The organism is Rhodonellum psychrophilum GCM71 = DSM 17998, assembly GCF_000381545.1.
Lineage (GTDB): Bacteria > Bacteroidota > Bacteroidia > Cytophagales > Cyclobacteriaceae > Rhodonellum > Rhodonellum psychrophilum.
On sequence record NZ_KB906673.1, the window covers coordinates 580,363 to 602,195 of the forward strand.

21 protein-coding genes are annotated in these 21,833 nt (G+C 42.4%); 16 read left to right on the plus strand and 5 right to left on the minus strand.

Annotation, left to right across the window (positions count from 1 at the left end):
- The first annotated feature begins 26 nt into the window (after nucleotides 1-26).
- The 7 genes from F824_RS0102750 (at nucleotide 27) to coaE (ending at nucleotide 5,203) form a co-directional block, all read left to right on the plus strand.
- A complete protein-coding gene (locus tag F824_RS0102750) occupies nucleotides 27-1,127 on the plus strand; it encodes a Glu/Leu/Phe/Val dehydrogenase dimerization domain-containing protein (RefSeq protein ID WP_019596318.1) in 1,101 nt (366 codons plus the stop codon).
- Between the two features lie 130 nt (nucleotides 1,128-1,257).
- Nucleotides 1,258-2,442: a transcription antitermination factor NusB gene (gene nusB / locus F824_RS0102755; RefSeq protein WP_019596319.1), complete on the plus strand. Its 1,185-nt coding sequence runs from the start codon at nucleotides 1,258-1,260 to the stop codon at nucleotides 2,440-2,442.
- 12 nt (nucleotides 2,443-2,454) lie between these two features.
- Entirely contained in the window at nucleotides 2,455-2,754 is a 300-nt protein-coding gene (locus F824_RS0102760) for a YtxH domain-containing protein (protein WP_019596320.1), read from the plus strand.
- A gap of 12 nt (nucleotides 2,755-2,766) precedes the next feature.
- Nucleotides 2,767-3,309 carry a DUF1573 domain-containing protein gene (locus tag F824_RS0102765; protein ID WP_019596321.1) on the plus strand — a complete coding sequence of 181 codons (543 nt, stop codon included), beginning with the start codon at nucleotides 2,767-2,769 and terminating at the stop codon, nucleotides 3,307-3,309.
- Nucleotides 3,310-3,311: 2 nt separating this feature from the next.
- The gene (gene yajC, locus F824_RS0102770) at nucleotides 3,312-3,626 is read left to right on the plus strand and encodes a preprotein translocase subunit YajC (protein ID WP_026333458.1); all 315 of its coding nucleotides are present in this window, start codon (nucleotides 3,312-3,314) and stop codon (nucleotides 3,624-3,626) included.
- 7 nt (nucleotides 3,627-3,633) lie between these two features.
- Nucleotides 3,634-4,599 (plus strand): YbbR-like domain-containing protein, encoded by a 966-nt coding sequence (locus tag F824_RS0102775; RefSeq protein ID WP_026333459.1) that lies wholly within the window; start codon nucleotides 3,634-3,636, stop codon nucleotides 4,597-4,599.
- On the plus strand, nucleotides 4,592-5,203 hold the full coding sequence (gene coaE / locus F824_RS0102780) for a dephospho-CoA kinase (RefSeq protein WP_019596324.1): 612 nt from the start codon (nucleotides 4,592-4,594) through the stop codon (nucleotides 5,201-5,203). Before F824_RS0102775 ends, coaE begins: the two co-directional genes overlap by 8 nt.
- A gap of 25 nt (nucleotides 5,204-5,228) precedes the next feature.
- Here the strand turns inward: coaE and F824_RS0102785 are convergent, their stop codons facing one another.
- Entirely contained in the window at nucleotides 5,229-5,477 is a 249-nt protein-coding gene (locus tag F824_RS0102785) for a hypothetical protein (RefSeq protein WP_019596325.1), read from the minus strand.
- Complete coding sequence (locus F824_RS0102790; protein ID WP_019596326.1) at nucleotides 5,470-6,438, minus strand: tetratricopeptide repeat protein; 969 nt, start codon at nucleotides 6,436-6,438, stop codon at nucleotides 5,470-5,472. The genes F824_RS0102785 and F824_RS0102790 overlap by 8 nt, the downstream gene beginning before the upstream one ends.
- 79 nt (nucleotides 6,439-6,517) lie before the next feature.
- On the opposite strand from F824_RS0102790, the gene F824_RS0102795 reads away from it, so the two are divergent.
- The 7 genes from F824_RS0102795 (at nucleotide 6,518) to F824_RS0102830 (ending at nucleotide 12,896) form a co-directional block, all read left to right on the plus strand.
- Complete coding sequence (locus F824_RS0102795) at nucleotides 6,518-7,012, plus strand: C40 family peptidase (protein WP_051107533.1); 495 nt, start codon at nucleotides 6,518-6,520, stop codon at nucleotides 7,010-7,012.
- 308 nt (nucleotides 7,013-7,320) lie between these two features.
- Nucleotides 7,321-8,823, plus strand: a complete 1,503-nt coding sequence (atpD, locus tag F824_RS0102805) for a F0F1 ATP synthase subunit beta (protein ID WP_019596330.1) — start codon at nucleotides 7,321-7,323, stop codon at nucleotides 8,821-8,823.
- A 49-nt stretch (nucleotides 8,824-8,872) separates the two neighbouring features.
- On the plus strand, nucleotides 8,873-9,118 hold the full coding sequence (atpC, locus tag F824_RS0102810) for an ATP synthase F1 subunit epsilon (RefSeq protein WP_019596331.1): 246 nt from the start codon (nucleotides 8,873-8,875) through the stop codon (nucleotides 9,116-9,118).
- A gap of 117 nt (nucleotides 9,119-9,235) precedes the next feature.
- Complete coding sequence (rpsU, locus tag F824_RS0102815; RefSeq protein ID WP_019596332.1) at nucleotides 9,236-9,430, plus strand: 30S ribosomal protein S21; 195 nt, start codon at nucleotides 9,236-9,238, stop codon at nucleotides 9,428-9,430.
- Nucleotides 9,431-10,082: 652 nt separating this feature from the next.
- Nucleotides 10,083-10,967, plus strand: coding sequence for a tyrosine-type recombinase/integrase (locus F824_RS0102820; protein ID WP_019596333.1), 885 nt, complete (start codon nucleotides 10,083-10,085; stop codon nucleotides 10,965-10,967).
- 28 nt (nucleotides 10,968-10,995) lie between these two features.
- A complete protein-coding gene (gene hpf / locus F824_RS0102825; protein WP_019596334.1) occupies nucleotides 10,996-11,301 on the plus strand; it encodes a ribosome hibernation-promoting factor, HPF/YfiA family in 306 nt (101 codons plus the stop codon).
- Between the two features lie 80 nt (nucleotides 11,302-11,381).
- Nucleotides 11,382-12,896 (plus strand): ArnT family glycosyltransferase, encoded by a 1,515-nt coding sequence (locus F824_RS0102830; protein WP_019596335.1) that lies wholly within the window; start codon nucleotides 11,382-11,384, stop codon nucleotides 12,894-12,896.
- 1 nt (nucleotide 12,897) lies between these two features.
- Here the strand turns inward: F824_RS0102830 and F824_RS0102835 are convergent, their stop codons facing one another.
- Nucleotides 12,898-14,547, minus strand: a complete 1,650-nt coding sequence (locus F824_RS0102835) for an ArnT family glycosyltransferase (RefSeq protein ID WP_019596336.1) — start codon at nucleotides 14,545-14,547, stop codon at nucleotides 12,898-12,900.
- A gap of 387 nt (nucleotides 14,548-14,934) precedes the next feature.
- Complete coding sequence (locus F824_RS0102845) at nucleotides 14,935-16,428, minus strand: M28 family peptidase (RefSeq protein ID WP_019596338.1); 1,494 nt, start codon at nucleotides 16,426-16,428, stop codon at nucleotides 14,935-14,937.
- Between the two features lie 201 nt (nucleotides 16,429-16,629).
- Here F824_RS0102845 and gcvP point away from each other — a divergent pair, with 201 nt between their 5' ends.
- Entirely contained in the window at nucleotides 16,630-19,527 is a 2,898-nt protein-coding gene (gene gcvP, locus F824_RS0102850) for an aminomethyl-transferring glycine dehydrogenase (RefSeq protein WP_019596339.1), read from the plus strand.
- Between the two features lie 140 nt (nucleotides 19,528-19,667).
- On the opposite strand, the gene F824_RS0102855 is transcribed toward gcvP, so the two are convergent.
- Nucleotides 19,668-20,042: a hypothetical protein gene (locus F824_RS0102855; protein ID WP_139189590.1), complete on the minus strand. Its 375-nt coding sequence runs from the start codon at nucleotides 20,040-20,042 to the stop codon at nucleotides 19,668-19,670.
- A gap of 116 nt (nucleotides 20,043-20,158) precedes the next feature.
- On the opposite strand from F824_RS0102855, the gene F824_RS0102860 reads away from it, so the two are divergent.
- Nucleotides 20,159-21,745 carry a M1 family metallopeptidase gene (locus F824_RS0102860; RefSeq protein WP_019596341.1) on the plus strand — a complete coding sequence of 529 codons (1,587 nt, stop codon included), beginning with the start codon at nucleotides 20,159-20,161 and terminating at the stop codon, nucleotides 21,743-21,745.
- The last annotated feature ends 88 nt before the right edge of the window (nucleotides 21,746-21,833 follow it).

Here is a 21,833-nt window from a genome sequence, read left to right on the forward strand (position 1 = left end):
AACACTTTATAAATTTCCAAATTCAAATGGTAGACGTTAATACTACGGAAAAGGTTAAAGAAGGATCTATCTACGGACAGATTACCTCCTTAGGTCACGAGCAATTGGTTATTTGCCATGATGAGCCCACAGGGCTAAAAGCCATCATTGGAATTCACAATACCGTGTTGGGCCCAGCCCTTGGCGGTACTCGGATGTGGAATTATTCCTCCGAAGCGGAGGCCATCACGGATGTCCTTAGGCTTTCAAGAGGAATGACTTTCAAAGCAGCTATTTCAGGGTTGAATTTAGGTGGAGGAAAGGCGGTCATCATCGGTGATCCAAAGCTGAAAAGCGAAGCGTTTTTAAGAAGATTCGGGAGATTTATCCAAAGTTTGGGTGGAAGGTACATCACTGCCGAAGACGTAAACATCAACACCAGGGACATGGAATATGTTTCCATGGAAACAAAATTCGTCACCGGACTGCCTGAAATCAAAGGTGGTGGAGGCGATCCTTCTCCGGTAACTGCCTATGGTACTTATTTGGGGATGAAATCAGCCGCCAAAAAAGCATACGGATCGGATTCATTGATGGGCAAAAAAATTGCCGTGCAAGGAATCGGTCAGGTTGGGAAATACTTGGTGGAGTACCTGATCAAAGAAGGTGCTGAAGTATTCATTACGGATATTTTTGAAGACAAACTCAGGGCGGTAGCGAAAGAAACCGGAGCCACTGTGGTGGACCCCAATCTTATCTACGACATCGACATGGATATCTATGCACCCTGTGCATTGGGTGCCACCATCAACGACCAGACGATAGAAAGACTGAAATGTCAAGTCATCGCAGGAGCAGCCAACAACCAGCTTCACGAGGAAGAAAAGCACGGAAAATTGCTTTTGGAGAAAGGGATTGTTTATGCCCCGGACTTCTTGATCAACGCAGGTGGCTTGATCAATGTGTATGCGGAATATTTGGGCGGATACAATAGGGAATCGACTTACAGACAAGCCGAAAAAATCTATGACACCTGTACTGCCATACTTGACAAATCTGAAAAGGAAAATATACCTGCACAGCAAGCAGCGACAGAATTGGCCTGGAATCGTATCCAAGCAATGGGGAATGTGAAACTTCCTTATTAAAAAATTGAATCCCCCGATTCTATTTCTTAGGAAAAATGATCGGGGGATTTTATAGTATTGTGGACAAAGACGGGTCCTTTTATAAACCTTCGTCTAAAAACAATTATATTTACGTTCTTTAAAATCAGGTATGTTAAACAGAAGAATTCTCAGGGTCAAGGCTTTTCAAAATCTATATGCTTATGAACAGAGTAAGGCATCCAACTTTAATTTGGCAAAAGACCAGATCAGAGAAGCCTTTCTTCCGGATCTAAACAGCATGGAAGTACAAGACAAGGTGCAGCTAAAGAAAGACGCTGAGCTTGCCATCAAACTTTTTTCCAGCAACCTGAACAGTAAAAACCTGATTTCTGAAACAGACGTCAGTACCAAAATCAAGTCTGAGTCCATCAAAGCCATCAACTATTACCACAAGGCCAACAAAGCGGACCATGATTTTCTATTGAACAACATGGTGATCTCTGCCGAGCGAATCCCTCAATTGTACCTTTATGCGATCCAATTGCTCATTGCATTTGGAGACCACGTAGCCAAGGAAATCGATCGAAAAAGAAAAATCTCAAATGACGCAATCATCTCCACACTTGGAGACCTTAATCTTGCAAACAATGCCATCCTGAAGAAAATCAAAACCATGCCTGAATACCAATCAGCTGTGATTCGACAAGATGCACAAATCGATGAGCTTGAACTTGAAATAAAGGAATGGTTCAGGGAGTATGTAAAACCTTCCGAAGGGTATCAGGAATACATCAAGATCAATGCGCCCACCCTTACCCAGGACTATGAAATACTGGACGACATTCTCAAGAAAATAATTTTCAAAAACAACGCGATTCTCAATTTCTTTTCTGAAAAAGATCTGAATTGGACTGAAAATAAGTCAGTAGTAAGGAGTCTGGCATCAAAAGTGCTCAAAAACCTATCAACAGATCCATCAGCTGAAGAGGCTTTGCTTCCGGAAATCGCCATCAATTGGGAAGAGGATAAGGAGTTTTTCCAGAATATCTTTAACTTGACGATTGAATGTGGCGACGAGCACATGGAGTTGATAGGGAATAAAACCAAAAACTGGGATATCGAAAGGGTAGCTTACACCGACAAGATCATCATGTCAATGGCGCTGACCGAAATGAAAAAATTCCCAAGCATTCCCGTCAAGGTCAGTATCAATGAATATATTGACATTTCCAAAACATACAGCACGCCCAAAAGCAAGCAGTTTGTAAACGGATTACTGGATGTTTTGGCAAAGGAATTAACCGAAAGTGGAGAAATCCGTAAGAGTGGTAGAGGTCTTTTAGATAACAAATAAAATATCAAAAAAATGAGCAAAAGCAGCAATACATTTATGTTAATAGCTGGAGCAGGTATAGGAGCCGCTTTAGGCTTGCTATTCGCCCCCGATACAGGAAAAAACACAAGGGATAGGCTTTCTTATCAGTTGTCGAAATACAGCGAGGACTTGGAAGAACTGATAAAAAATCTACGCGACGGAAAAAATCTTCCTTTAAATGAAGCAAAATCCGAAGGAAACAAAGTAATTTCGGAAGCCAAAAACAAAGCCGAGAATTTACTCAGTGATGTGAATAAACTTATTGATCAAATCAACAGACAAGATAATTAATCATTCAACCAAATGAGATACATCAAATTTCCAGCCTTCGTTCTAATGGCTGCACTTATGGCCTCAGGCTGTAATACCAACAAAAACGACGATTCGGCAAAATTGGCGGAATTGGAGCAAAAACTTGCCCGTCTTGAAGCCGCACAGCCCATTCCCACCAACGTGCAATCGGTGGATGTTGCTGATCCCTCCACTTTGGGTCAGTTCCAATTCGGTGAAATCGAATACGATTTTGGTACGATCGACGAAGGAAAGGTTATCGAGCACATTTTCAAGTTTACCAACTCAGGTCAATCTCCCTTGGTCATTTCCAACGTCACCGCTTCCTGCGGATGTACGAGTCCTGACTGGTCAAAAACACCCGTAAAACCGGGAGATGAGGGATTTGTGAAAGTGGTATTCAACTCTACTGCCAAACCAGGTGCCCAAGCTCCAACAGTAACCATTCAGGCCAATACTAGCCCAAATGTGACCAGATTGAGATTAAAAGGAAATGTTAACCCAAAAAATGCCGCTTCAGCCAGTGCTGGACAATTTGGCCCAGTGAAAAAATAATGATGAACAATTGGATATTATTGCAAGCAGATGGTATGAGTGGGATCATGGGACAGGTTTTCCTGTTTGGCTCCATCATTTTGATTATGTACTTCTTCATGATCAGGCCACAACAAAAAAAACAGAAAGACGCTAAAAATTTCCTTGAATCCGTAAAAAAGGGCGATAACGTGGTCACCATAGGTGGCGTACACGGGAAGATATACAGCCTAGAGGATGATACAGTTCTTTTGGAATTAGACAAGGGATTGAAAATCAAAGTGGAAAAGTCAGCGATCTCTCCGGAATTCACTAAAAAAGCAAACGGAATCAAATAAATTGGACTTGAATAAGCTCAAAAAATTAGTTTCTAATGCCAACCCTAAAAAAGTGGCAAACATGAAAGTGGTAGCGCTGTGCCTTTTGGCCGCTACCACTTTCTGGCTTTTGAATGCCCTCAACAAAGACAACTACACAACTGTTGTAGACTATCCAATCGAAATCATTTATGACAAGGAAGAATTCATGGCCGTTGAAAAATTGCCTGCCCGTGTCAAAATAGAGATCAATGGCAATGGCTGGGATCTGCTCAGAAAATATTTCAAGATAAAGGACAACCCTTTTTTGATTGAAATCAACAACCCTTCCACAAAAAACTATCTCCTGACTTCTGAAATAAGAAGGAGTCTTGCGGAAAAAATTAGCCCTACGAGTTTGGTGTCAATCGTAAGTGACACCATAAAATTCAAAATTGATAAGGTAGTCACCAGAAAGATAAATATCCGGCCTGATACCACCACCAATACATTGGCCAAGAACTTCAGATATGCAAGCCAAATCGCGATAGATCCTCCGGTAGTCAGCATAAAAGGCCCAACATCCATATTGGAACAATTGGAAGGTATTCTTGCGGTAAATCTCGGAGAAGAAAAAATCAATAAAAATTTCAGCAAAATCCTTCCTTTGACTTTGCCTGATGCGTTCAGGGATTTTTTGACAATGGAGGACGAAAGTGTCCATTTTAAGTTCGAGGTCGTACAATTTCTTGAAGGAAACAAAAGACTAAAAGTCGTCAAAACCAATTTCCCTGAAAATGTGACTTTGGTCCAGCAGCCAAATACCATCATGATGTATTATCTGATAGACGAAAGAAAAGTCAACGAATTGAAGGAAATAGAGTTTGAGGCCATTCTAAATTATAGCAACCGAAACCGCCAAGACAGTACCGTAAGTGTCCAAGTAAGTCCAAAGCCTACTTTTTTGGAGAATGTCAAATTGGAACCGGAAGTTTTTAGATTGAAATATGATTGATCGCAAACCACTCTTGGTAGGCCTTACGGGCGGAATCGGCTCGGGTAAATCCACTGTTGCAAAGGTTTTTCAGATCCTCAACATCCCCATTTATTTTGCCGATGACCGCGCAAAATGGCTGATGGCCAAAGATGAAGGCCTAAAACATAAAATAAAATCCGAATTTGGGGAAGCAGTCTATAACGAGGATGGCAGTCTCAATAGAAAGCACCTTGCCGCTGAGGTATTTGCGGATGATCAAAAGATAAAAGCACTCAACAATCTCGTACATCCTGCGGTTCGGGAAGATTTTTCCATTTGGGCAAGCAGTCAATCTGCTCCCTATGTTCTCAAGGAAGCGGCTTTGATTTTCGAAACCGGTGGAGACAAAGATCTGGATAAGGTCATCAACGTAAGTTCGCCTCTTAAAGTCCGTGTCAGCCGCATCTTGATGCGGGATGCCCACAGGGACGAAAACCAGGTCAATGACATCATTGACATGCAGCTTCCAGATGAAGAAAAAAATTCAAAATCGGATTTTGTCATCAAGAATACGGACAACAAGCTCCTTATCCCACAAGTACTACAGATTCATCAAAAATTACTTTTGGAAGCATCGGTTTGATCCCTTAAGGGATTCTCAGGGAGCATTAAGACTCTATCCTGATGTGAATCTGATCAAGATAAAATTTCATTCTCGTATGGTTTTGGTTTAAAAAATCAATGTTGTCGACCTTGTCTAGTTTGTGGTTGTAAAAAACCTCAATGTATTCTTTTTCAAGCAAGTACAAATTGACTTTATGCGAATAATACCGAATGGCTACCACAAAAGTCCCTTCGGTATAAAGCTTGTGAATTTTTTTGTGCAAGGGTAATTCTCTAAAATCCTCTCTACTCATTCCTTAATTTCGTTAATTCCATTTCCGAACCAATATAACCAAAAGCGGACCAAAATCCACTTGCCACAACGTTTTCAAAAATAATTTTTGCTTTTGAAGTGTCCCCCAAACTAAGATAATGGTTGCCAAGACCGTAACCCTGGGTCACGTATTGAAGTCTTTGATTCTCCAGATTGACATCTGCTTTGAGAAGATCCTCCGGCACCAAAATCCCTTTGTACATCAAAATTCTTTTTAAGTAATCATCGTTTTCCAAGACAGTCATTTTTTCATGGACGGGTTTGATTACAGATTGGGCTTCTTCGGTTCTTCCCAGCTTCATCAATGCCATGTAGTACCAATCCAAAGTTGCTATCAGGAGATCATCATTGTTGGATACGGTCAAGCAAGATTGGTATGCCTTCAAGGCAGATTCAAAATCTCCCTTGAGATAGTGGGCAAGCCCTAAATGATACCAGACATTGAATTGAACATTGGATAGTGGGATATTAAAAGCATTTGGCATTCCATCTTTTTCTATTTGAAGCGCTTGGCCTTGCATCAAATCAGCAGCTTTTTCCAGATCTTCAATTGCTCTGTCCAACTCCCGAGTGGAGATAAACCGATGCCCCCTATGTCTTAGGGGTTCAAAGGAATTTTTATTCTCTTCAATTCCCTTGGTAAAGGTCCGGATAGCCAAATCATACCTGCCCAAATAAGCCTCTCTTCTTCCGATCCAGATAAGGTTATCCAAACTTGGCTCTTCTGCGTATGCTCTTTCGGCTTCAAAAAGTTTCTTCAATTGATCTTGTTGGGCGACTGTATCCACATCAGTGATGAGAGAATCTCCCAAAAGACTGATCCCTTGGAAAACTGCTGTTTTGAGGACATTGTCACCGGTCCATTTTTTTTCCACTTCTTTGGTTTCACAAGACTGGAGCAATACCAACAGGAAAAGGAGGGGATAAAACTGGGTTTTCATCTTTGTGGATTATCTTTGGCCAATACTTTTGAAAATTTCAGAAGGGGACGTATTATTGAAGTTAAAATATCCGCCAATAATGATAGTGAAATTTAAGAAACTTAATATTCCGAGACCATTTTTTTTTCTTTTTTTGTTTTTTTCGATTTCCATTTTTTCTTCTTGCTCACCAACCAAAAAGCTCAGAAGTAAAAATGTAAACCAAGTGGTGGAAACGGCAAGGAGTTACCGGGGCACGCCTTATCGTTATGGAGGGACTACAAGGGTAGGTATGGACTGCTCAGCGCTCATCTACCACTCCTTTTATAGTGTGGGGATAACCATGCCGCGCACCTCGGAAGCACAAAGTGGGATGGGGAAGAAAGTCCCGACAAGAAACATTGAGAAGGGGGATGTTCTTTTTTTTGCCACGGGCAAAAAAAAGAAAAAGGTAACACATGCCGGAATCGTCACCGAAGCCTCTCGTGGCCAGGTGAGGTTTATCCATTCCTCTACCTCGCTGGGCGTTACGGAAGACAACTTAAGCAACAATTATTGGAACAAAGCCTATTTGTTTGGGAGAAGGATGTTCTAAAAACGCTGGAGAACATGTGGTTTTCCTAGCGGAAACCTTTCTTTTAGCACAAAGGAGAAGTTTTTTGGTCCGATTTTTTTGGTGTTTGAATGACCCAGAGCCATTCACCAAAAAAGCAAATACGAAGGACCAGAAATACCGGTTTTAGAACAGATTGGATTCCCAAATATTCATTTCGCTCCAATTCATAAAGAAAAGCATCTTGATGCAAGATTTAATTTCCAAACATCCTTTGGTATTAAGGTTTTATAATTAATTTTGCAAGCAAATTGAGAGAGCTTAAATCCTTTTTACATCAATATATAAAAATGATAAATACTGGTAAGATAACCCAGGTGATTGGTCCTGTTATTGACGTTTCCTTCAATGAAGGAAGGTTACCCAACATTTTGGATGCACTTGAAGTCACAAAAGAAAACGGACAAAAAATCATCCTGGAAGTTCAGCAACATCTTGGTGAGGATAGAGTAAGAACCATCGCGATGGATTCTTCCGAAGGAATGGTAAGAGGCATGATCGTCACCAATTTAGGTACTCCTATTTCTGTGCCTACGGGTGTTGGGATCAAAGGACGCCTGTTTAACGTGGTCGGAGAAGCGATCGATGGTCTTCCTCAAGTTCCAGCAGGAAAGAGATTGTCGATCCACAGATCTGCGCCAAGATTCGAAGATCTTTCTACTGCCTCAGAAATCCTGTTTACGGGAATCAAGGTGATCGATTTGATCGAGCCTTATGCAAAAGGTGGTAAAATCGGACTTTTCGGTGGTGCCGGTGTTGGCAAAACAGTATTGATTCAAGAATTGATCAACAATATCGCAAAAGCTTACTCTGGCCTATCCGTATTTGCGGGTGTTGGGGAAAGAACGCGTGAAGGGAATGATCTTTTGAGAGAAATGATTGAATCTGGAATTGTAACTTATGGTGACGATTTCGTTCATTCTTTGGAAACCGAAGGAGGATGGGATCTTTCCAAGGTGGACATGAAAAAACTTGAAGAATCCAAAGCTACTTTCGTGTTCGGTCAGATGAACGAACCTCCAGGAGCAAGAGCCCGAGTAGCCTTGACTGGATTGACTTTGGCTGAATACTACCGAGATGGCGAAGGAGATGGTGCAGGTAAAGATATTCTTTTCTTTATCGATAACATTTTCAGGTTTACACAGGCAGGATCTGAAGTGTCCGCACTTTTGGGTCGTATGCCTTCAGCAGTAGGTTACCAGCCAACTTTGGCAACTGAAATGGGAACCATGCAAGAGCGAATCACCTCGACCAAAAACGGTTCCATTACTTCAGTACAGGCAGTATATGTGCCTGCGGATGATTTGACCGATCCAGCTCCAGCAACTACCTTTGCCCACTTGGATGCTACAACCGTACTTTCCCGAAAAATCGCGGAATTGGGTATTTATCCAGCCGTGGATCCTTTGGATTCCACTTCCAGAATCCTCCAGCCAAGTATCTTGGGTGATGAGCATTATGATTGTGCCCAACGCGTAAAGGAAATTTTACAACGATACAAAGAACTTCAGGACATTATTGCCATTCTTGGAATGGAGGAACTTTCTGAAGAGGATAAGCTTTCCGTACACAGGGCGAGAAGGGTACAACGTTTCTTGTCACAGCCTTTCCACGTAGCAGAGCAATTTACTGGTTTGAAAGGTGTTTTGGTGGATATCAAAGATACCATCAGAGGCTTTAATATGATCATGGACGGGGAATTGGATCACCTTCCTGAAGCGGCTTTCAACTTGGTGGGAGGTATCGAAGATGCCATTGCCAAAGGAGAAAAAATGCTTGCGGAAGTAAGATAAGGCCATTCATTTGATCATCACGTTCATCAAAAAATAAAACAGCATCAATATGCAATTAGAAATCGTAACGCCGGACAAGAAGATCTTTCAGGGAGAAGTTTCTGAAGCGACCTTTCCTGGCGCCTCCGGTTCTTTTCAGGTATTGAACAACCACGCTGCCATTGTTTCCACTTTGGCAAAGGGAACGGTTTCGTTCACCACCAAAGAGGGCAAACAATCTATCGTTGTCGATGGAGGTGTGGTCGAGGTCAAGGACAATAAGATTGTCCTTCTTGCCGAAAAAGTACTGGATTGATATAAAAAATCATATTCAACTTGAAAGCCTGATCAACCGATCAGGCTTTTTTGTTGGAAACTTTGTATACTGAAGTTATTCTTCTACCTTTGCATCCGTGAAAGGAGGTGTATACATATGATCATAGTTAACGTAAAAGAAAACGAATCTATCGAGAAAGCGCTAAAGCGTTTTAAAAAGAAATTTGATAGAACTGGAGCTGTAAGAGAACTTAGAGCAAGACAGGCTTTTGTAAAACCGTCTGTAAAAAACAGAGAGCAGAGAATTAAGGCTGCTTACAAACAAAAAATGCAAACAGAAGAAGCGAATTAATTCATTTCTTTTTTTGATATTCCAACAGAATGGCGCACCTACCGAAAGCGGGTGCGCCTTTTTTATTTTTTTAACCCCTGTTACGCATTGTCAATTCCATTCAAGCCTATTATTACTTGGGAATCATTCAGTTATTTACTGTTTTTAACTTCATCCTATCGGTACTTCACCTTATTCTTCAATTGGTCTGATTTTATTGCCGTGTCAACACCCTTTGATAAACCGAATACATTGTTCGGATTTACTAAAAAAAATAGTATTCTTGGTATTGTAAATCTCAAGCAATCAGGGGATAAGTCTATCCTGTCTTTTTTTATCCCCGATATATCTAAAAAATAAGCATCTATTCATCGTTTTTTTAAAATATTGGGAAGCTTTTTCGTTAGTTCAGTAAGGATCTTTAAACCTGTTTATGCATTTCCAATTCCATTCTATTATTACTTGGGAGTCATTCAGTTGTTTTCCATTTTTGACTTCATCCTATCGGTACCACACCTTATGCTCCAAATAGTATGATTTTCTTGCCGTGTCAACACCCATTGGGAAACCAAATGCATATTTCGGGATTAATCCGTATTGTGTCGGGTTTAATATTGAAAAGTCGCCTGAAAGGATTATTTCCATTAAATTTCCCTTATATTCAATACTAAATATGCTGGATGCTTTTATCAATTATCTGGAACATGAAAAACGTGCAAGCCCACACACGGTTTTGGCTTATCGGATGGATTTGGAGCAATTTGGTGAATTCTGTAAGCTTTCCTTCGGTAGAGAAGACATCACTGCAGCCGACCATTCCGAAATCAGGGCATGGATCATCGATCGGGTCGATCAAGGACTAAGCCCCACCTCCGTCAATAGAAAAATGGCCACGCTGCGTTCCTTTTATAAATTTCTGATGCGATCGGGCGTAATCACCAAAGACCCGACCTACAAAATGCGGGTTTTAAAAACTCCTAAAAGACTTCCTGAATTTATCCAAGAGACCGCAATCGAAAAGATGCTGAATGAAATGGTTTATGCCTCTGATTTTGATGGACAGCGTGACAGGATGGTGATGGAGTTTTTGTATTTGACCGGCGTGAGACTTTCGGAATTGCTGGGACTCAAATGGAAGGATATCAACTTGATTTCCGATGAAGTAAAAGTTTTGGGAAAAAGAAAAAAAGAAAGAATAATCCCTCTTACAAGTGGGTTGAAAAAAAATATAATTCTTTATAAGAAAGTATTCGAGGAAACATTTTTAAATGTAAACGAGAGTGATTATTTTATCATTACCAATAAAAAAGAGCAGGCATACCCTATGAAGATTTACCGCATCGTGAGACATTATTTGGATCTGTATGCCCAGACTACAAAGCGAAGCCCCCATCTATTGAGGCATACTTTTGCGACTCATTTGCTGAATAAAGGCGCTGATTTAAATGCCGTCAAAGATCTTTTGGGGCACGGGAGTCTTGCCGCGACCCAAGTATACACCCATAATTCCATGGAAAAACTCAAGGCTGTGTTCGAACAGGCACATCCTAAAGCGTAATATAAGTTTAACTAAAACAATTACTGTTATGAAACTTCAAATGCATTCTATCCATTTCGACGCCGATCAAAAACTTACAGAGTTTATCCAGAGGAAAGCCGATAAGTTAGAGACCTATTATGATAGCATTATCGACGGCGAGGTATTTTTGAGAATTGATAAAAATGGAAAAAACGAGAATAAAATCGTTGAAATCAAACTGAATGGACCCGGGAAACAGTTTTTTGCCAAAAACCAAAGTGAAACATTCGAAGCTGCTGCAGATGATGCCATCGAAGGCTTGAGAAGGCAAATCAAAAAATTCAAGGAAAAAGTAGTAGTCGTCAAACAATAATCTCCCAAAACTCATTAAAGGCCTTTCCACCATGGAAAGGCCTTCATTTTTTAGCATCTTTGTGCGTCAGATTGAATCAAATGAAAACCCCGGAATTTTACAGGAAACTCACGCTCGGTATTTTGGCGCTTATCGCTTCGTTGAAGCTGCTTTACTTTCACTTTTCGGGACACAGCCTTTTCACAGAGGAAACGCAATATTGGCTTTGGTCAAAGCATCTGGATTGGAACTACTACTCCAAACCCCTGATGATAGCTGTTTATAATTTTCTCAGCACCTCAATTTTTGGGGATACCGAGTTGGCCATCAAATTAAACGCCATCCTTTTCAGTTCCATGACAGCATGGGTTGTTTTTGAATTGACATTGGAGATGTATCACAAAGGCAAGATTGCCTTTTGGGCCAGTATGATACTTGTCGTAATGCCTTTTTTTCACTTGGGCTCCATTTTTCATACGACGGATTCTTCGCTTTACTTCTTTTGGATCTTGGCTTTCTTCTTTTTATGGAAGGCCTTGGCGTCAAACGAAATGAAATGGTGGGTTTTGGCGGGTTTCGCCACGATCCTGGGGATCCTTTCCAAAAATATCATGGTGCTGACCCTTCCTACATTGGGGCTATACCTTTTGCTCACAGATAAAAAGAGAGTCCTCAGCAAGGGGCCCTGGGTGTATGTATTGGTTTCCTGTCTTTCTTTGATCCCTATCGTGGTTTGGAACTTCCAAAATGATTTTGTGACCTTTAAGCATGTCGGGACGCTGGGAGGCGTAGAGGGAGAAAAGAGTGGTTTTGACCTTGTGCAATCGCTCAAATATGTGGGAGAGTATATTGGGGGACAACTGGGTTTTCTTTCCCCTTTCTTTATTCCTATACTTTGGCTAAGCATCAAAAAAACCAAATTCAGCAAGGACCCTCGGGCACTTTTTTTAATCCTTCCAACCCTGGTGGTTTGGCTCTTGTTTTTAGTGATGTCGATTTTCAAAACAGTGAATGTCAACTGGCCAGCTTTTGCCATACTCACCTTGCCTATCCTAATGGCCTATTGCTTGGATTCAGCCTCAATTCAATGGAGGAGATTTGCATTGTCCGGGGGGATACTAACTGGGGTATTGTTGATGCTGCTGCTCTTCCCAGCCCCTCTTGATGCCATCGGATTTAAAAAAATCCTCAGACCTTCCAAAGATCCCATGATGCGTTTGGCGGGCTATAAAGAATTGGCAACCCGTATTGACCATTTAAAAGACAGCCTTGAATTGCGGGACAAAGAATTTTTCTTCAGTGACAGTTACCACGTTGCTTCTGAAATGGCCTTCTATCTCAAAGGAAACCCCCAAACTTACGCCATAAATATGGGCAGGCGAAAAAACCAATTTGACCTCTGGCCGGGGATTGGGCAATTTGAGCAAAAAGGATACTATGGGATCTACCTCACTCGGGAATTTGAAGTACAAGAGGCGGTAAAAAATGGATTTTCCCGCATCGTAATGCAAGAAAATTTCCCCACCATCCACCGTGGGGATACGGTCAAAACCTATATCATTGCCGTTTTGGAAAATCTAAGGCATGTAGAGGAAGTGGAGACAGGGGAATACTAATTTATAAGGGTTTGATCCAGAAAAACTTTTTCCCCAATTGGTTTTTGACCTCTTCAGGATTTCCGTTCCAAAGGCTCTTCACCATCTCCCAGAGATACTTGGCATCCCAATTCAGGGCGGCCAACTCCATTTCATATCCTGTATCGGGCAGTTTGTCAAGGTGTTTTTCCTCAAGAATCAGAAAATCGAACTCCCTATATCTGGCTCCAAAATTTTCTTCGCCCAGATCTGTCATTAAATAATCCGGTCCCAAGCCTATTCTGATCTTACTTCCGGTATGTAGATGGCCCAAATAGGCTATTTTGCTGCCCGGCATGATGCCCTGTTCCTTTGCATATATTTTTATCAATTGGCCTGCATCGGGAAGAGAAATCTGATAGGTGGAAATACTTGCCCCAAAGAACAACAGCATCACACTGATCGCAATTGCTTTTGGCAGTGCACGCTCACTCCTGGATCTTCCAATCAAATAAAACAGGATACCGGCTGCAATAAGCACCTGTATCCAAATCCAGAAGCCTGAAGGAAGCATCAAGTTGAAGAAAATACCTATCAAAAGCACCAGTGAATTCAAGGCCAAAAAGAAAATCAAGGTGCCTTTAAGGAGCTTAACCCTCTCTAATATTCCGTTTTGAATCAGCAGCCAGGCAACCCAGATGGAAGTCAGTGGAACTACAGGCAACAGGTACCTTTCATAGAACTTGCTCACCACCGCAGACATCAGCAAAATGGCAATCACCCAGACCACCACAAATCCCGTGAAGGCCTTGTCATGATTGAAAAGCTCCTTGAATTTGTTCTTGAACCCCTTGGCCCCAAAGATAAACCAGGGCAAAAACATAACCACCATCAGCAGGGTGGCCAACAATACATTCTGAATGACCAGTAAATGCCTGGAGGCAACCCGCATTCCAACTTGGTCTTCGACAAAAGATTCCAGATAGTCAGCCCCATGAACCGCATACATGGCAACAAACCAATAAAAAGCGACAAAGACAGCCGTAAGAAGAGCGGGGAGATATGCCAATTTTTGGATTTTGATTCTTTGCCAAGGATTGACCAACAAATAGAACAAACCAAGTCCTCCCAGGGCGGCTGCTGGTAAGCCTTTGACTTCAAAGGCCAAAGCCAGGCCCAAAAACAAAAGCCAGCTGTATTTTTTTGGCGCAGCATTCCCATGGCGCAGATAACCAAGGAATCCCACAGCACTCATAGCCAAAAACATTCCCAGTAAAACATCGGGGATGGATCTGGTGGCACTGAGAATCAAAACCGGGTGAGAGGCCATGATCAAAGCCGAGAGTTTTGTTACTCTGGAATCCTTGAAAAAAACACTTGCTCCCCAGTACACAAAGCCAACAGTAAGTGCGCCTGCCAAGAGGAAGAAAATCCTGGAGCCAAATGGAGTGACTCCAAAAAGCTCAAACCCAGCCAAAACAAACCAATAGGTCAAAATCGGTTTTTTGAAGCGCATCTCATCACTTCCCAAAAATGGGGTATGTATGTCACCTGTTTGAAGCATTTTGACAGCCGCATCTGTGTAATACATCTCGTCGGGATAATGCATGTGAAAACTCAGTGCAAATGGCCCGACCAAAAAGGCAAAGACCAACATGAAATACCAAATGGAAAAACGCTTGTCAGGTTGCATAATTATGATTGAAGGGCAAAGATAATATTTTTCAATTTGTATGATACCTTAATCCAACAATCCAAAAAAACCAAGGAGGGCTTGCCGATTTTCGACAAAATTGGGTTCAACCCGATATATGCAATAGGTTTCCAAATGGGATTGAAACGGAAAGAAAATCAGACTATTGGGAGAATAATTCCTGAAACCAACAGGGTGAAGTCAAGAATAATCAACAGCTAATTGATTATCAGTAAATTACAATATTGAATTACGTTTGTAATGCATAAAACGGGTTCAACTCAATTAAAAAACCCCTCCGAATCAAAATCCGAAGGGGTTTCCAATATTTCTAAATTCAGCCCGTATTTGGTTATGCTGCTAAATCCTATTTACGGGTTAATGGGACTATCTATCGGCCCTCGTGCTTGTTCGGTCCACAGGAGTTCTGTTCATCCTGTTGGCTAGATCCCAAGCGGTGTGGAAGATCAATTGTGCTCTTTTAGTCATCAATGGGAATTCGATTTTGTCAACCGTATCCGTGTGCTGATGGTAATCATCATGAACACCATTGAAGAAGAAAATAACAGGGATATTGTGTTTTGCGAAGTTGTAGTGGTCCGAGCGGTAGTAGAACCTGTTCGGATCATCTTCCGCATCATACCTGTAATCCAAAATCAAATTCGTGTGGGTAATGTTGTTGTATTCATTGATGGTTTTCAACTGGGAAGAAAGCATCTCTGACCCGATCACGTAAACATAATCCTTGTTCTCGGCATCCTGATACTCATAGTCGATTCTTCCGACCATGTCGATATTGATGTTGTTCACCGTGTTTTCCAAAGGAAAAATAGGGTGGTCGGAATAGTACTCAGAGCCCAAAAGTCCTTTTTCCTCACCGGTTACATTCAAGAATAGAATACTTCTTCTTGGCTTGATGCCGTCTTTGGCAGCCATGGCAAAAGCTTCGGCTATCTCCATGACGGAAACCGTTCCAGAGCCATCATCATCGGCGCCATTGTTGACTCTTCCTTCGCTGTCGATGCCAGTATGGTCATAATGGGAAGAAATCACCAACACTTCCTCCTTCTTGTCTGTGCCTTCCAAGTAGGCCATCACATTTTCTGTAGGGACGAGTTTTTTGCTTTTCTTTACCAAGAAGCTGGCTTTTTGGATCTTGATGGATTCCGGATTGTTTTTGGCAGCCTCTTTCAATATCTCTACGGGAGTGGCGAAAAGGGAGGACATTTGGTCACTGCTCACCAAGAAGATCGGCTCTTGTTTGGTTTCTTGTTCAAAACCAAGTCTTCCTTTACCGCTCAAGGATTTGTATCTGTTGGCCAAGCGGTCAAAATTTGCTTGACCTTCCATGGTCACGATGACGATTCCTGCTGCACCCGCATCCATCACATCTTTCACGACCGTTTGCGCACGGCTTCCGATGGCCCAAAGACCGACGATCTTACCCTTTACATCTACTTTTGCAAGGTTTTCGGGCGAAGCCAGACCAAGAAAAACCAAATCAGCTTTGGCTGCTTTCTTCATGTCACCGTCTCCGATAAAAACAAAATCTTGGTTGTTTACCAATTTCTTTTTCCCAACAGTCAAGTTTACCTCAGGGAATGAAACGCTGGCAAGGTTGAATTTTTGGTAATAACTCCCATCCACAGGACCAGCCAGTCCCAAGCCTTCATAAAATTTAGCAAGGTATTCGGCAGCCATCTTCTGGCCTTTTTCTCCGGTATCCCTTCCTTCCATTTCGTCGGAAGCCAAGATGGTCAGGTGTTTTTCCAAATCACCGGCAGTGATGGTGGAAGCATATTTGACGGCCATGTCCTGAGCATTGACCTGCCAAGAGAACATCAACAGAAGTGCGCCTGTCAAGGCATAATTTCTTTTCATAAGTTATAAATAAGGGTTATTACTATTCTAGGCTTTAAACTTATCAATTATTCCAATCAGAATGAAACCGTTTATCAATTTGAGTGTTACAGTGCTATATTTCTTTGCCTCCTAAAATTATTATCATTCAATATTTCTTACCTTTGCCCTACCAAAAATCAAGGTAGATATAACCCAAATCTCTCACAATCAACATTGATGATGAAAATCAATCTCACTCCAACTACAAAATTTGAAAACAGGCACAATGGTCCTTCTTCTGAGGAGATCACGTTCATGTTGAATAAGATAGGCGCCGCTTCTTTAGACGAACTTATCGATCAGACCATTCCCAAATCCATCCAGACGGGAAAGCCATTGGACTTGCCTGCCGCACAATCGGAGGCTGAGTTTTTGAAATCCTTCAAACTGCTCGCATCGAAAAACAAGATATTCAAATCCTTTATCGGTTTGGGCTACCACGACACGATTGTACCGGGTGTCATTCTGAGAAATATCCTTGAAAATCCGGGATGGTACACGGCATATACCCCTTACCAAGCCGAAATCGCACAGGGAAGATTGGAAGCTTTGATCAACTTTCAAACTACTGTTATCGAACTTACAGGGATGGAGCTTGCAAATGCCTCCTTGTTGGATGAAGCCACCGCAGCTGCCGAAGCCATGACGATGCTGCATGCATCCAAAGCAAAAGAGAAAAAAAATGCCAACCGGTATTTTGTCGATGAAAAGATTTTTGAGCAGACCAAAGACTTGTTGATTACCAGATCGGTTCCGGTTGGGATTGAATTGATAATCGCGCCTTTGTCGGCCTTGGACTTGACTGATCCGCAACTTTACGGATTGATGTTGCAGTACCCAAATTCGGACGGTCAAGCCATCGATTACACAGCACTCCTTGCTTCCGCTAAAGCCAACAAAGTGCTCGTTGCCTTTGCAGCAGATTTGTTGAGCTTGACTTTATTGACACCTCCAGGTGAAATGGGTGCGGATGTCGTAGTCGGCACCACCCAACGATTCGGGGTTCCGATGGGATTTGGCGGTCCTCATGCCGCATTTTTTGCAACCAAAGAAGCGTTTAAAAGACAGATTCCGGGAAGAATCATTGGTGTTTCCGTGGATAAGGATGGAAACAACGCCTACAGAATGGCTCTCCAGACCCGTGAACAACATATCAAAAGAGAAAAAGCAACCTCCAATATCTGTACAGCGCAGGTGCTTCTTGCCGTAATGGCGGGGATGTATGCGGTCTACCACGGTCCAAAAGGGCTAAAAGAAATCGCAAGCAGAATCCATGGACTTGCCCAACTCACCGGAAAGGCATTGAAATCCCTGGGCTTTGAGCAGTTGAACGAAAATTATTTCGACACCATTCGGATCAAAGCCGATGAGGTCCAGCAATCCAAAATCCACGCATTTGCCTTTTCTTCCGAAATGAATTTCAGGTATGAAAAAGGAGCGATTATTCTGACATTTGATGAGGTCAAGACTTTAGAAGATGTGACCGCAGTAGTGGAAGTTTTTGCAAAATCAACGAACATCAAGACCAAAGTCGATATCAATGCCTTGGTGGATGGTTTGGAAATCAATCTGCCGAAAGCATTGGATAGGAAATCCGAATACCTTACCCATCCTGTGTTCAACCAATTCCATTCCGAACATGAAATGCTCAGGTATATCAAACGTCTGGAAAACAAGGATCTTTCCTTGGTGCACTCTATGATCTCCTTGGGTTCCTGTACAATGAAGTTGAATGCAACTTCAGAGATGATTCCGGTCACCTGGCCAGAATTTGGACAGCTGCATCCCTATGCACCCCAAGACCAAGCCGCAGGCTATTATGAGTTGTTCCAAAACCTTAGAAATTGGTTGACAGAAATCACTGGTTTTGCCGACACCTCCTTGCAGCCCAATTCTGGTGCACAGGGAGAATATGCGGGTTTGATGGTCATCCGAGCCTACCACTTGAGTAGGGGAGACCACCATAGAAACATTGCCTTGATTCCAACTTCGGCGCATGGTACCAATCCAGCATCTGCGATCATGGCAGGGATGAAAGTGGTTTTGGTGAAATGTGATGAGAAGGGAAACATTGACGTAGCAGACCTTGAGGCAAAAGCCCTTGAACATAAAAATGATCTGGCGGCATTGATGGTGACGTATCCTTCCACCCATGGGGTGTTTGAGGAAGCCATCCAAGAAATCTGCCAGTTGATCCATGACAATGGAGGACAAGTTTACATGGACGGAGCCAATATGAATGCTCAGGTTGGTTTGACCAGTCCGGGTATTATTGGCGCGGACGTTTGTCACCTGAATCTCCACAAGACTTTCTGTATCCCACATGGTGGAGGCGGACCTGGCGTAGGCCCGATCTGTGTGGCCAAGCATTTGGTTCCTTTCCTTCCGGGAAATCCTCTGGTGAAAACTGGAGGCAAGCAGGCGATTACCGCCATTTCTGCTGCCCCCTTTGGCAGTGCAAGCATATTGGCCATTTCTTACGCTTACATCTCCATGATGGGAGGAGATGGCTTGACCAATGCAACCAAAATAGCCATCCTGAATGCCAACTACATGAAGGCAAGGCTGGAAGAGCATTATCCAATTCTCTATACCGGAACACACGGAAGGGCTGCCCACGAAATGATTTTGGATTGCAGGGCTTTCAAGGATTTCGGAATTGAAGTGGAGGACATCGCCAAGCGATTGATGGATTATGGATTCCACGCACCGACGGTTTCCTTCCCAGTGGCCGGCACCTTGATGATCGAGCCAACCGAATCCGAAACCTTATCTGAACTCGACAGGTTCTGTGATGCCATGATCAGCATCCGAGAGGAAATCAGAGATGTGGAGTCTGGAGCGGCAGACAGAGACAACAACGTCTTGAAAAATGCACCACATACTGCTGGATTGGCTCTGGCAGACCATTGGAATTTCCCATATTCCAGAGAAAAGGCTGTTTTCCCACTTCCTTATGTGAAAGGCAATAAATTCTGGCCAACTGTCAGAAGAATTGATTCTGCATACGGAGACAGAAATTTGGTTTGTAGCTGTATTCCTGTGGAGGAATATGCTGAAGTAGCAGAAACGGTTTGATAAATCAAACACTTGATTAATTTTCAAAGAACACGAATTCAATAAATATGAAGCCCCAGATCGATTCTGGGGCTTTTTTTGTATCCTTCTTAATTTATTTGAAAAGTTTTGAAACTGCTCTTAATTGATTAAAATAATAATCAGGTAGCACCTATCTGACAGCTATTGTACTTGGAAATGATCCTACTGTCACTGAGCAATTCAAATCCATATATACCATCCTGAGCACCAAGTAATCCCAACACCTCTCCTTCGCAATTGTACACGGGTATTATAGAATTGCATACAGCGCAACAGTTGCCAAAAATAAATAGTGTTTGCCCATTCAATTCTGTTTGGGCCACATAAAATAATTCCCGAAGGGAGCCGGATTCCATTTCAGCTAACTTTGTAGCCAGCCAAGGCAATTCACTTGCTGGATTGGATACGCCACAAGCTGAGATAGGCTTTTCCTCTTCATTCCTGCAGGATAGCAATACTAGCCCCATTACCAATAGTAAGATTGTTTTTCTCATAGGGAATGTAAGTAAGTTGTAGTTTGCTGAGACATTTCTATCTTTACGTAATATTGACTAAAAATGTCCTGAACTGGATTGATTTTTATATTTTTAAATCAAAATACCCTCATCAGATGAAAAAAACTTTCCCGATTTTTCTACTATTCTTTTTTATCTCCCAATTTTCATTTTCCCAAATCCAAAAAAACTGGGCTTGGGGTGGACCGATTGATCCACTTCAGGAAAAATTCCAGATCCTTCATTACCAACTGGAACTGGAGATTTTTCCCGAAAAACAGGAAATTCATGGGCTCAACAGGGTCACTTTTTCGGCTACCGAAAAACTGGACACCTTGCGCCTCAACCTGATCGAAGAATACACCGTCAACAAGGTAATCATGGATGGGAAAGAAATCGCCTTCCGTCATTTTGGGGATACGCTGGATATTTTCCCTATCGATTGCAGTTGTCAGGATGTCGAGATTCACTATGGCGGCAAGACTCCGATCGCCATTCGTCCGCCATGGACAGGTGGCTTTACATGGGAAATGGACCAGTTGGACAACCACTGGATGGGGCTTTCCTCCCAAAATGAAGGGGCGAAAATCTTCATGCCTTGTCTTGACCATCCTTCCAGTGAGCCCCAAAACGGCGTGGATCTGATTTTCACTGCACCCAAATCCTATTTTGTGGCTGCAAACGGGCAGCTCATCCGTACCACAGAAACCGAAAACAAAGTCACCTATCATTGGGCCACAGAATACCCGATCAACAATTACAACATCAATTTTACCCTTGGGGCATTCCATGAGGAATCGAAAACCTTTTTGAGTGCCGATGGGATGGAAATTCCCATGAAAGTATATGTCCTCCAGGAAAACAGGGACAAAGCCAAATCGCTTTTGGAGGTGTTGGAAATAAGTGCCAAAACCCATGAAAAATATTTTGGCCCTTATCCCTTTCCCAATGATAAAATAGCCGTGGTCGAAACTCCCTACCTCGGCATGGAGCATCAGACCATCAATGCCTATGGCAACAATTACCAATTTGTCCACATGGGAAAAGTACAATACGATTGGTTGCTGCACCATGAGTTGGGGCACGAGTGGTTTGGCAACAAGGTCTCGGTCAAGGATTGGGCGGATTTTTGGATCCACGAGGGATTGACCGCCTATGGCGATTGGTTGTTCTTTTGGGAACATGGAGCAGAAGACGCCTATCATGAAAAAGTGGCTTCTGTTCGCAAGAGCATTGCCCATGCGCGACCGGTGGTTTCCCCCAGAAATTCAACGTCCGACTATGCCTATCACGGCGAAATTTACACCAAAGGCGCTTATATCATCCATTCCCTCCGCTACTTTTTGGGCGATGAAATATTTTTCCCGATGCTCAAAGCATTCACTTCCGACGAGCGATTTACCTATAACAATCTTGTGGAAACGGCTGACTTCACGGAATTTGCCCAGCAATATTCAGGAAAGGATTTGCAGGGCTTTTTTGACTTGTATCTGAAATCGGTCCGTGTTCCCAAAGTAAATGTTCGGAAAAAGGGTAAAAACCAGTATAAAGTGAGTTTGTCCAATATTGAATTTGAAATGCCTGTGGAGGTCAAAACTTCCAAAGGTTTGGAAAGAATGGTTTTGTCGAAAAAACCGATTGTGATAAAAAGTGATGTACCGATCGAAGTGGATCCCAAAGGCTGGTATTTGATGGCCAAATGAGCACATGCTTTCATTGCCAGGGATTCAAAATTCTTAGGCAAGATGGATATTGCATACAAAATAGGTGGGGCGTCAAAACTTCACCTGT

Bases quoted from the DNA above. Each gene is read 5' to 3' on its own strand.
- F824_RS0102820 (WP_019596333.1), top strand. From the start codon at position 10,083: ATGCTGGATGCTTTTATCAATTATCTGGAACATGAAAAACGTGCAAGC.
- F824_RS0102795 (WP_051107533.1), top strand. From the start codon at position 6,518: ATGATAGTGAAATTTAAGAAACTTAATATTCCGAGACCATTTTTTTTT.
- F824_RS0102830 (WP_019596335.1), top strand. From the start codon at position 11,382: ATGAAAACCCCGGAATTTTACAGGAAACTCACGCTCGGTATTTTGGCG.
- F824_RS0102785 (WP_019596325.1), bottom strand. From the start codon at position 5,477: ATGAGTAGAGAGGATTTTAGAGAATTACCCTTGCACAAAAAAATTCAC.
- hpf (WP_019596334.1), top strand. From the start codon at position 10,996: ATGAAACTTCAAATGCATTCTATCCATTTCGACGCCGATCAAAAACTT.
- nusB (WP_019596319.1), top strand. From the start codon at position 1,258: ATGTTAAACAGAAGAATTCTCAGGGTCAAGGCTTTTCAAAATCTATAT.
- F824_RS0102790 (WP_019596326.1), bottom strand. From the start codon at position 6,438: ATGAAAACCCAGTTTTATCCCCTCCTTTTCCTGTTGGTATTGCTCCAG.
- coaE (WP_019596324.1), top strand. From the start codon at position 4,592: ATGATTGATCGCAAACCACTCTTGGTAGGCCTTACGGGCGGAATCGGC.
- rpsU (WP_019596332.1), top strand. From the start codon at position 9,236: ATGATCATAGTTAACGTAAAAGAAAACGAATCTATCGAGAAAGCGCTA.
- F824_RS0102765 (WP_019596321.1), top strand. From the start codon at position 2,767: ATGAGATACATCAAATTTCCAGCCTTCGTTCTAATGGCTGCACTTATG.
- F824_RS0102835 (WP_019596336.1), bottom strand. From the start codon at position 14,547: ATGCAACCTGACAAGCGTTTTTCCATTTGGTATTTCATGTTGGTCTTT.
- atpC (WP_019596331.1), top strand. From the start codon at position 8,873: ATGCAATTAGAAATCGTAACGCCGGACAAGAAGATCTTTCAGGGAGAA.
- F824_RS0102760 (WP_019596320.1), top strand. From the start codon at position 2,455: ATGAGCAAAAGCAGCAATACATTTATGTTAATAGCTGGAGCAGGTATA.
- yajC (WP_026333458.1), top strand. From the start codon at position 3,312: ATGAACAATTGGATATTATTGCAAGCAGATGGTATGAGTGGGATCATG.
- F824_RS0102750 (WP_019596318.1), top strand. From the start codon at position 27: ATGGTAGACGTTAATACTACGGAAAAGGTTAAAGAAGGATCTATCTAC.
- atpD (WP_019596330.1), top strand. From the start codon at position 7,321: ATGATAAATACTGGTAAGATAACCCAGGTGATTGGTCCTGTTATTGAC.
- F824_RS0102845 (WP_019596338.1), bottom strand. From the start codon at position 16,428: ATGAAAAGAAATTATGCCTTGACAGGCGCACTTCTGTTGATGTTCTCT.
- F824_RS0102855 (WP_139189590.1), bottom strand. From the start codon at position 20,042: ATGAGAAAAACAATCTTACTATTGGTAATGGGGCTAGTATTGCTATCC.
- gcvP (WP_019596339.1), top strand. From the start codon at position 16,630: ATGAAAATCAATCTCACTCCAACTACAAAATTTGAAAACAGGCACAAT.
- F824_RS0102860 (WP_019596341.1), top strand. From the start codon at position 20,159: ATGAAAAAAACTTTCCCGATTTTTCTACTATTCTTTTTTATCTCCCAA.